9 protein-coding genes are annotated in these 5,705 nt (G+C 62.9%); 2 read left to right on the forward strand and 7 right to left on the reverse strand.

Annotated elements, in window-relative coordinates; all coding sequences use genetic code 11:
* Positions 1-209: 209 nt before the first annotated feature.
* Entirely contained in the window at positions 210-491 is a 282-nt protein-coding gene (locus EOA23_RS30770; protein WP_126061546.1) for a hypothetical protein, read from the forward strand.
* Between the two features lie 73 nt (positions 492-564).
* Here the strand turns inward: EOA23_RS30770 and EOA23_RS30775 are convergent, their stop codons facing one another.
* The 5 genes from EOA23_RS30775 to EOA23_RS30795 all read right to left on the reverse strand — a co-directional run bounded on the left by EOA23_RS30775 (position 565) and on the right by EOA23_RS30795 (position 3,519).
* Positions 565-849: a hypothetical protein gene (locus EOA23_RS30775; protein WP_189341769.1), complete on the reverse strand. Its 285-nt coding sequence runs from the start codon at positions 847-849 to the stop codon at positions 565-567.
* A gap of 298 nt (positions 850-1,147) precedes the next feature.
* Positions 1,148-1,348, reverse strand: a complete 201-nt coding sequence (locus tag EOA23_RS30780; RefSeq protein ID WP_127306892.1) for a hypothetical protein — start codon at positions 1,346-1,348, stop codon at positions 1,148-1,150.
* A 23-nt stretch (positions 1,349-1,371) separates the two neighbouring features.
* Complete coding sequence (locus tag EOA23_RS30785) at positions 1,372-1,803, reverse strand: TadE/TadG family type IV pilus assembly protein (protein WP_245456527.1); 432 nt, start codon at positions 1,801-1,803, stop codon at positions 1,372-1,374.
* Positions 1,793-2,233, reverse strand: coding sequence for a TadE/TadG family type IV pilus assembly protein (locus tag EOA23_RS30790; RefSeq protein ID WP_126061550.1), 441 nt, complete (start codon positions 2,231-2,233; stop codon positions 1,793-1,795). The genes EOA23_RS30785 and EOA23_RS30790 overlap by 11 nt, the downstream gene beginning before the upstream one ends.
* Positions 2,234-2,238: 5 nt before the next feature.
* Positions 2,239-3,519: a pilus assembly protein TadG-related protein gene (locus EOA23_RS30795; protein ID WP_127306893.1), complete on the reverse strand. Its 1,281-nt coding sequence runs from the start codon at positions 3,517-3,519 to the stop codon at positions 2,239-2,241.
* 281 nt (positions 3,520-3,800) lie between these two features.
* Between EOA23_RS30795 and EOA23_RS30800 the strand changes: the two genes are divergently transcribed.
* Positions 3,801-5,018: a pilus assembly protein TadG-related protein gene (locus EOA23_RS30800; protein WP_127306894.1), complete on the forward strand. Its 1,218-nt coding sequence runs from the start codon at positions 3,801-3,803 to the stop codon at positions 5,016-5,018.
* A gap of 81 nt (positions 5,019-5,099) precedes the next feature.
* On the opposite strand, the gene EOA23_RS30805 is transcribed toward EOA23_RS30800, so the two are convergent.
* Together EOA23_RS30805 and EOA23_RS30810 are read right to left on the reverse strand one after the other, a co-directional pair.
* Entirely contained in the window at positions 5,100-5,330 is a 231-nt protein-coding gene (locus EOA23_RS30805; RefSeq protein WP_126061553.1) for a hypothetical protein, read from the reverse strand.
* Positions 5,331-5,401: 71 nt separating this feature from the next.
* Positions 5,402-5,635 (reverse strand): polymerase, encoded by a 234-nt coding sequence (locus tag EOA23_RS30810; protein ID WP_127306895.1) that lies wholly within the window; start codon positions 5,633-5,635, stop codon positions 5,402-5,404.
* Between the last annotated feature and the right edge of the window lie 70 nt (positions 5,636-5,705).

A 5,705-nucleotide genomic window follows, 5' to 3' on the forward strand; every position in this document is an offset into this window, starting at 1 on the left:
ACTCATTGAAATCACAGGGAAATACAAAGGGCCGAGCGCTTTTGGGCCGTTTGGAAAAATGAGGGCCCTTGTCTCGCCGGACCATGGTCCCAAGGGGTCATTTGGGTACGCGAAAGTCCCGCGGATCGAGCGCGTTCGGGCACTCGGAACACTCCTGCCCCGCCGGGATTAAATGACTGAAGGGACGTTAGCTGAAAGGACCAATCGCCATGAAACGCATTCTTCTTGCCGCCGCCCTGCTTGCTCTGTCCGGCGGTCTGGCGACAGCGCAGTCGGGTACCTCGTCGGGTTCTTCATCCACGACCACGATGCCCAGCAGCCAGGACACGGATCAAACCAAAACGAACTCGACCAATCCAAACTCGGCGAAGGATTGCGCCCCCGGACAACAGACGACCGGAACAGCGAAGCAGGCAGCCCCTGGACAGCAGGACACCAGCGCCAAATCGAACGCTCCCGGGCAGATGAAGACGACAGCGGAAGGCTGCTAGTTCACCGTTTCACGGAAAGGGTGAAACGCGCCCTGGCTCTTTGTCTTGACGCAATTGCCGACGGAAAGCCGCTTCACGCGGCTTCCACGTCGCCGGCGGTGTCCGGCGCGTCGGTCGCGGCATCCGATTCCTCACCCGAGCCGGTTGGAGATAGCACCGTCAGATCCATGCGGGCGATGCGGGACGCGGCTTTTCCTTGCGCGTTCGGCTCGCCCGTATCCGTCTCGGAGACCGAGGCCTTTGCAAGGCGGCCGACGCTTTCCGCGCTCTTGCCCGGGAAGGTTTCCGACGATTTCTGAGGTTTGCTCGAATGATGCACGACGCCAGTGGGATGCTGGCTTCCGACGGGAGAGGTCATGGCTGCGCTCCTGATAGGGACGACGGCAAATCCCTAGCATTCCTGGCTGGCGTCAAGCTTGCGACTTTAGAGATTGCTAAGATGATGCCCCCGACCGGCCGGAGCCGATGGGCGGCATGTAGGCTGCCGGCACCCGACGAGACGGGTTTCATGCCCGGTTTGCCCCTGCCCTTCTAGAGCTGTTCGCCGTTTCACGGAAACGGCGAACCGCTCTATCTCCTTGTTTTTGCGCAATTCCGGACGGAAGGCTACGGCGAAGACGCCGAGCCTGACCGCTCGCACTTTTCCTGGAATTGCTCTAGCCGCCGACCAGCGGCACGGTCACGGATGTCGTGTAGTTGATCGGATAATCGCTGAAATAGGGGAAGTTGATGACGAAGTCGTAGCTGGCGTTGACATGGGCCATGCGGAAGCCGCCGCTCGCCGGATCGGTGTTGATCGTAACGTTCACAGTCTGCAGCCCGAGCGCCTTCAGCTTCTGCTTCGCGAAAAGGCACAAATCGACCGATTCAGTTCCGACTGTTACTGAGGGCAAGCTCCTTGCACGCTGTTCGCCAGCGGCACGTTCACCATGGTCGCGTAGTTGACCGGGTAATCGCTGAAATAGGGGAAGTTGATGACGAACGCGTAGCTGGCGTTGACATGCGCCATGCAGAAGCCGCCGCTCGCCGGATCGGTGGTGATCGTGACGTTGACGTTCTGCAAGCCGAGCGCCTGCAGCTTCTGGGTCGCGATCGCCTGTATGTCGGCCTGGGTCAGCGTGTTGTTGAGCTGCAGCGAGCGAGCGGAGGCCTCCAGCGCATAGCGCACGCTGGAGCCGGCGTTCATTGACCAGCCGAAGGCGAAGATGCCGAAGAGCAACATGATCAGGATAGGCACAATGAGCGCAAACTCAATCGCGGCGCCGCCTGAGGCATTGCCGGCAAACGCTTTTCCCCTTTTGCTAGCGGACACGGACCACCTGCTGATGGCCGAGCGCGGTGTTGTTTGGGAAGGGGCCGAAGGTGAAGGGCGGAACCCAGGTGCCCGACGCCTGGATCTGGACATAGATCGTGCGTAGGTCCGACCCTGTGCACGGGGTCGCCGCGTCAACCACGGTCGTTCCGCATTTGTAGGTGCGGCTGACCGTCACTGCCGCGTCGGCTGGCTTATTGTACCAGCTTGCGAGCGCTGCTGACTGGGTGGCGCTGTCGTCGGATGAGCCGGCCAACAGGAGGTTCGCCGCCGTCTTCACGCTCGCCCGCATGTTCAGCGACGAGGTGACATAGGACCAGCCGTCGGCGATGCCGAAGAGTGCCGTGCACAGCACCGGCAGCACGAGTGCGAATTCCACCGCGGCGGTGCCAGAGCGATTCTTGCGGAAGCGGATTGCCAACGACTCCATGTCCGCTACTCGACGACCGCGACCGACGGTGCCGCCGGGATGCCGTCCCCCATCCCGAGATCCTTGCAGTTCTGGTTGATGGTCGAATTGCCCGACCACTGGATGGTGTCGGCAACTACCTGGGTGCAGCCTTTCTGGCCCGAGAAATTGCCGAGATAGTTGACCTGCTGCCTGGGGAAATAGATGGCGCCGGTCAAGTGTGAATCCGCGGTGCCGTTGAAGGTGCTCTGCGCTGCCGTCCCCGTCCTGTCGCCGTAGAACAGCACACCGGAATAGGTGCCCGAGGTCGGCGCGCTCAGGTTCACGCTGGCATTGCCGTTGATGCTGACGGTGTTGCTGCCGGCCATGTAGATGGTCACGCCGTCGGTCACACCGTCGTTGCAGGGTGTGGCGCAGGTGATGACCGCGCCCGCGTTGATCTTCAAATTGCCCTGGACGACATAGACGCCGGGAGAAAGTGCGACATTGCCGCTGAGGTCCATGCCGCTGCAATAGGTGCCAGACTTAAGCGTCTGCGTCGTTTTACCGTTGTTAACCTTCTGGCAGGAGCCGCTGGCCGTCGGTGCCGGCAGGTTGGAGAATGGATCGGCCGCCGGAAGGGCCTGGGTTATCGGGGCCTTGCAGACCGTGGTCACCGGGTTGTTGAGTGAAACGCCGCCCACAGAGATCAGGCAATCCGTCTGGAGCCCCGCCGATCCCTGCACCTTGATGGCATCATTGGCCGTCGAGTCCGACATGACCGAGCAGCCGTTGAACTTGACGCTGGAACTGCCGGAAAAAAGCGCCGCCTGCGAGGCCGACTGATTGAGCGCCAGCACGCAGGCCTTCGAAGCGTCGGTGATCAGCGCCACCGCCCTCGCTTGTTCGGGCACCTTCGTCTGGGTGAAGATGGAGGTGAACATCCGGTCGAGGTTCTGGTTGAGGATCACCTCCACCGCCTTCTTGGCCGTGTTCGGTCCCGAGGTGGGCGGCGTGTTGACAGTGATGGTGCCGTTGCCGAGGCCATTGTCGGTGGCCGACTGCGTGGCGGCCGCCGTGATCGTGGCGGTGTTGGATCCCTGGATCTTTTCCAGCGCGCCCGCATAGGCGGCCGCGTCCGCGATCGCCTGCAGCTTCAAGCTCGAATAGTACCAATAGGACGTCTCGACACCCAACCCCGCGCCGCCGACGACGATCGGCAGGGTGAACGCGAAGATGGTCGCGACATTGCCGCCCTTGCCTTCGCAAAAGCGTCGAATGAAGCGCCGGAAAAAAAGAGGTCTGAAGAACCGACCCGAAGAGGCCATGGCCGAGCGCGCCCAAGATATCCCAACCACCACGTCAATCATTGCCGTATGAACGAATGCCTAATTATTTCGGTCGAGTTGCGCCGGTAGGACCGCAGCGGGACGCCGCCTCCAACTTACGCCGCGCGTACTCAGACTTAAGGCCCATCAGCCTTAGGACTTAAGACTGAACTATCGGTAAAACCTAATATTTTAGCACTTTCTGCATTTTATCTTTTTTGGAAATCGCACGTAGAGACGGCACGCATAACACTCTGTGAAATACGACAGGGGCGGGCGCCATGCTTGGATGGTTTTGGGTTTCGAAGCGCGGCAACTTCGCGGTCGCGACCGCGGTTGCCATGGTGCCGCTGATGCTTGGTCTGGCCGCTTCCATCGACCTGATCGGCACCAGCGACGACGCCGCCCAGCTGCAGAATTCGCTCGACGCCGCCGGCCTCGCGATGGGCACGAAATACCAGCCGGGCATGTCGGCGGCCGACCTGCAGCAACTGGGCCAGACCTTCTTCGCGGCCAATATGAGCGCCGCCGACGCGCAGGAGCTGTCGGGCAGCCTCGCCGCCTTCCAGGCCGCCGCCAGCGGCGATCCGGGCGCCTATTTCATTTCGGCGTCGTCGAGCATCAGCCGGCCGGCCTTCCTCGGCGCCATGCCGGCCTGGCAGGCGACGCGGACCGCCTCGGTCAAGATCAAGCCCGGGGCGCAGGCCTGCGTGCTGGCGCTCAATCAGCATGCCGACAACGCGGTCAACCTGCAGGGCTCGACCAATGTGGCGATGGCGGGCTGCGTGATCGCGGCCAATTCGGACGCCGCCGACTCCGTCAACCGCGGCGGCTCGGCGGTCGTCAGCGCCGGCTGCGTTTCGACGGTCGGCGCCACGCAAGGGTTGACGCCGCCCAGCGCCACGCTTTCCTGCGGCACGCCGCATGAGAACCAGTACGCCTCGTTCGATCCGCTGGCCGACGTCGTTCCGCCAGCCTATACGCTCTGCCTGCCGGTGCCCAACGGCAAGACAATAACGCTCTCGCCGGGCACCTATTGCGACAAGACCCTGTCGGGAAAGATCACCCTCAATCCGGGCACCTACATCATGCGCAACGTCGTCATAAAGCCGGGCGGGAACGGCAGCCTGAGCGGCCAGGGCGTGACGATCTTCCTGATGGAGAACTCGCAGCTCTACATCAATGCCAACGAGCAGGTGAACCTCTCGCCGCCCACCAGCGGCCCCTATGCCGGCATTACCGTCTACCAGGCGCAAGGCAACACACAGGCGCTGACGCTGAACGGCGGATCCGGCTCGCTGGTGAGCGGTTTCATCTACGCGCCGGATGGCGCCATCACCTATGCCGGAAATTCGGACATGAGCGCCCAGGGCAGCTGCCTGCGGCTGGTGGGCGACACGGTGGCGATGACGGGAAACTCGGCCGTGAAGTCGGACTGCACGGCCGAACTGGGGAACCGGGAGATGTATGCGGGCCGGATGATCACCCTGGCGAAGTGAGACGGAAAGCGGTAGCGGCCCGCAAGGGTCGCGACGACCGGTGTCCCTGCCGGGAACCGTCGGCCCGGCCGTCGCGCCGAATTACGCGATGATGTCGGCGCCCGGCTGCTCGTCGAAGAGCACCGCGCAGCCGCGCTCCAGCGCAACCTGCGTCAAGGCGGTGGTCGCATCCTCGTCCGACGAGACGAAATCACCGGTCAGCACGCGCAGTTCCTCGACGGCCCTCGACATCGGCACGACGCGCCCGGCCGAACGGTCGCTCACGCATGCGTCGATGACGCACAGAAGATCGATGAGTTCGAAATGGTCCATGGCGGCCTCCGCTGCGGCCATCCCTTCGCCCTGTCAACGACGTGTGGCGCAGACTGGTTCCCAGGCCGGCTTCATCCCTGCGGCCTTGCCGGCGCGAGCTTGAGGTCGAAGCGGGCCGGCAGGCATGGCTCGACACAGGCCTTGCGCACCGATCCGGTCGCCAAGGTGTCGATTGGAAGAAGGACTATCATCCGAGCGTGGCGTGCCGGCCAGAGCGGCCTGCCAAAAAGAAGGAAGACGCCGCCGATCATCAGCGCCAGGAGCAGTGCCGCAAACAGGTTCGCGATCGTGTTGCCGGGTTGCACGGCCAGCAACTCCAGGAGCGATTCAGGAGAAAGGAGTGCCCATCACATCGCAGGAATGATGGGCACTCCG

It is taken from the genome of Mesorhizobium sp. M2A.F.Ca.ET.042.01.1.1 (assembly GCF_003997405.1).
Lineage (GTDB): Bacteria > Pseudomonadota > Alphaproteobacteria > Rhizobiales > Rhizobiaceae > Mesorhizobium.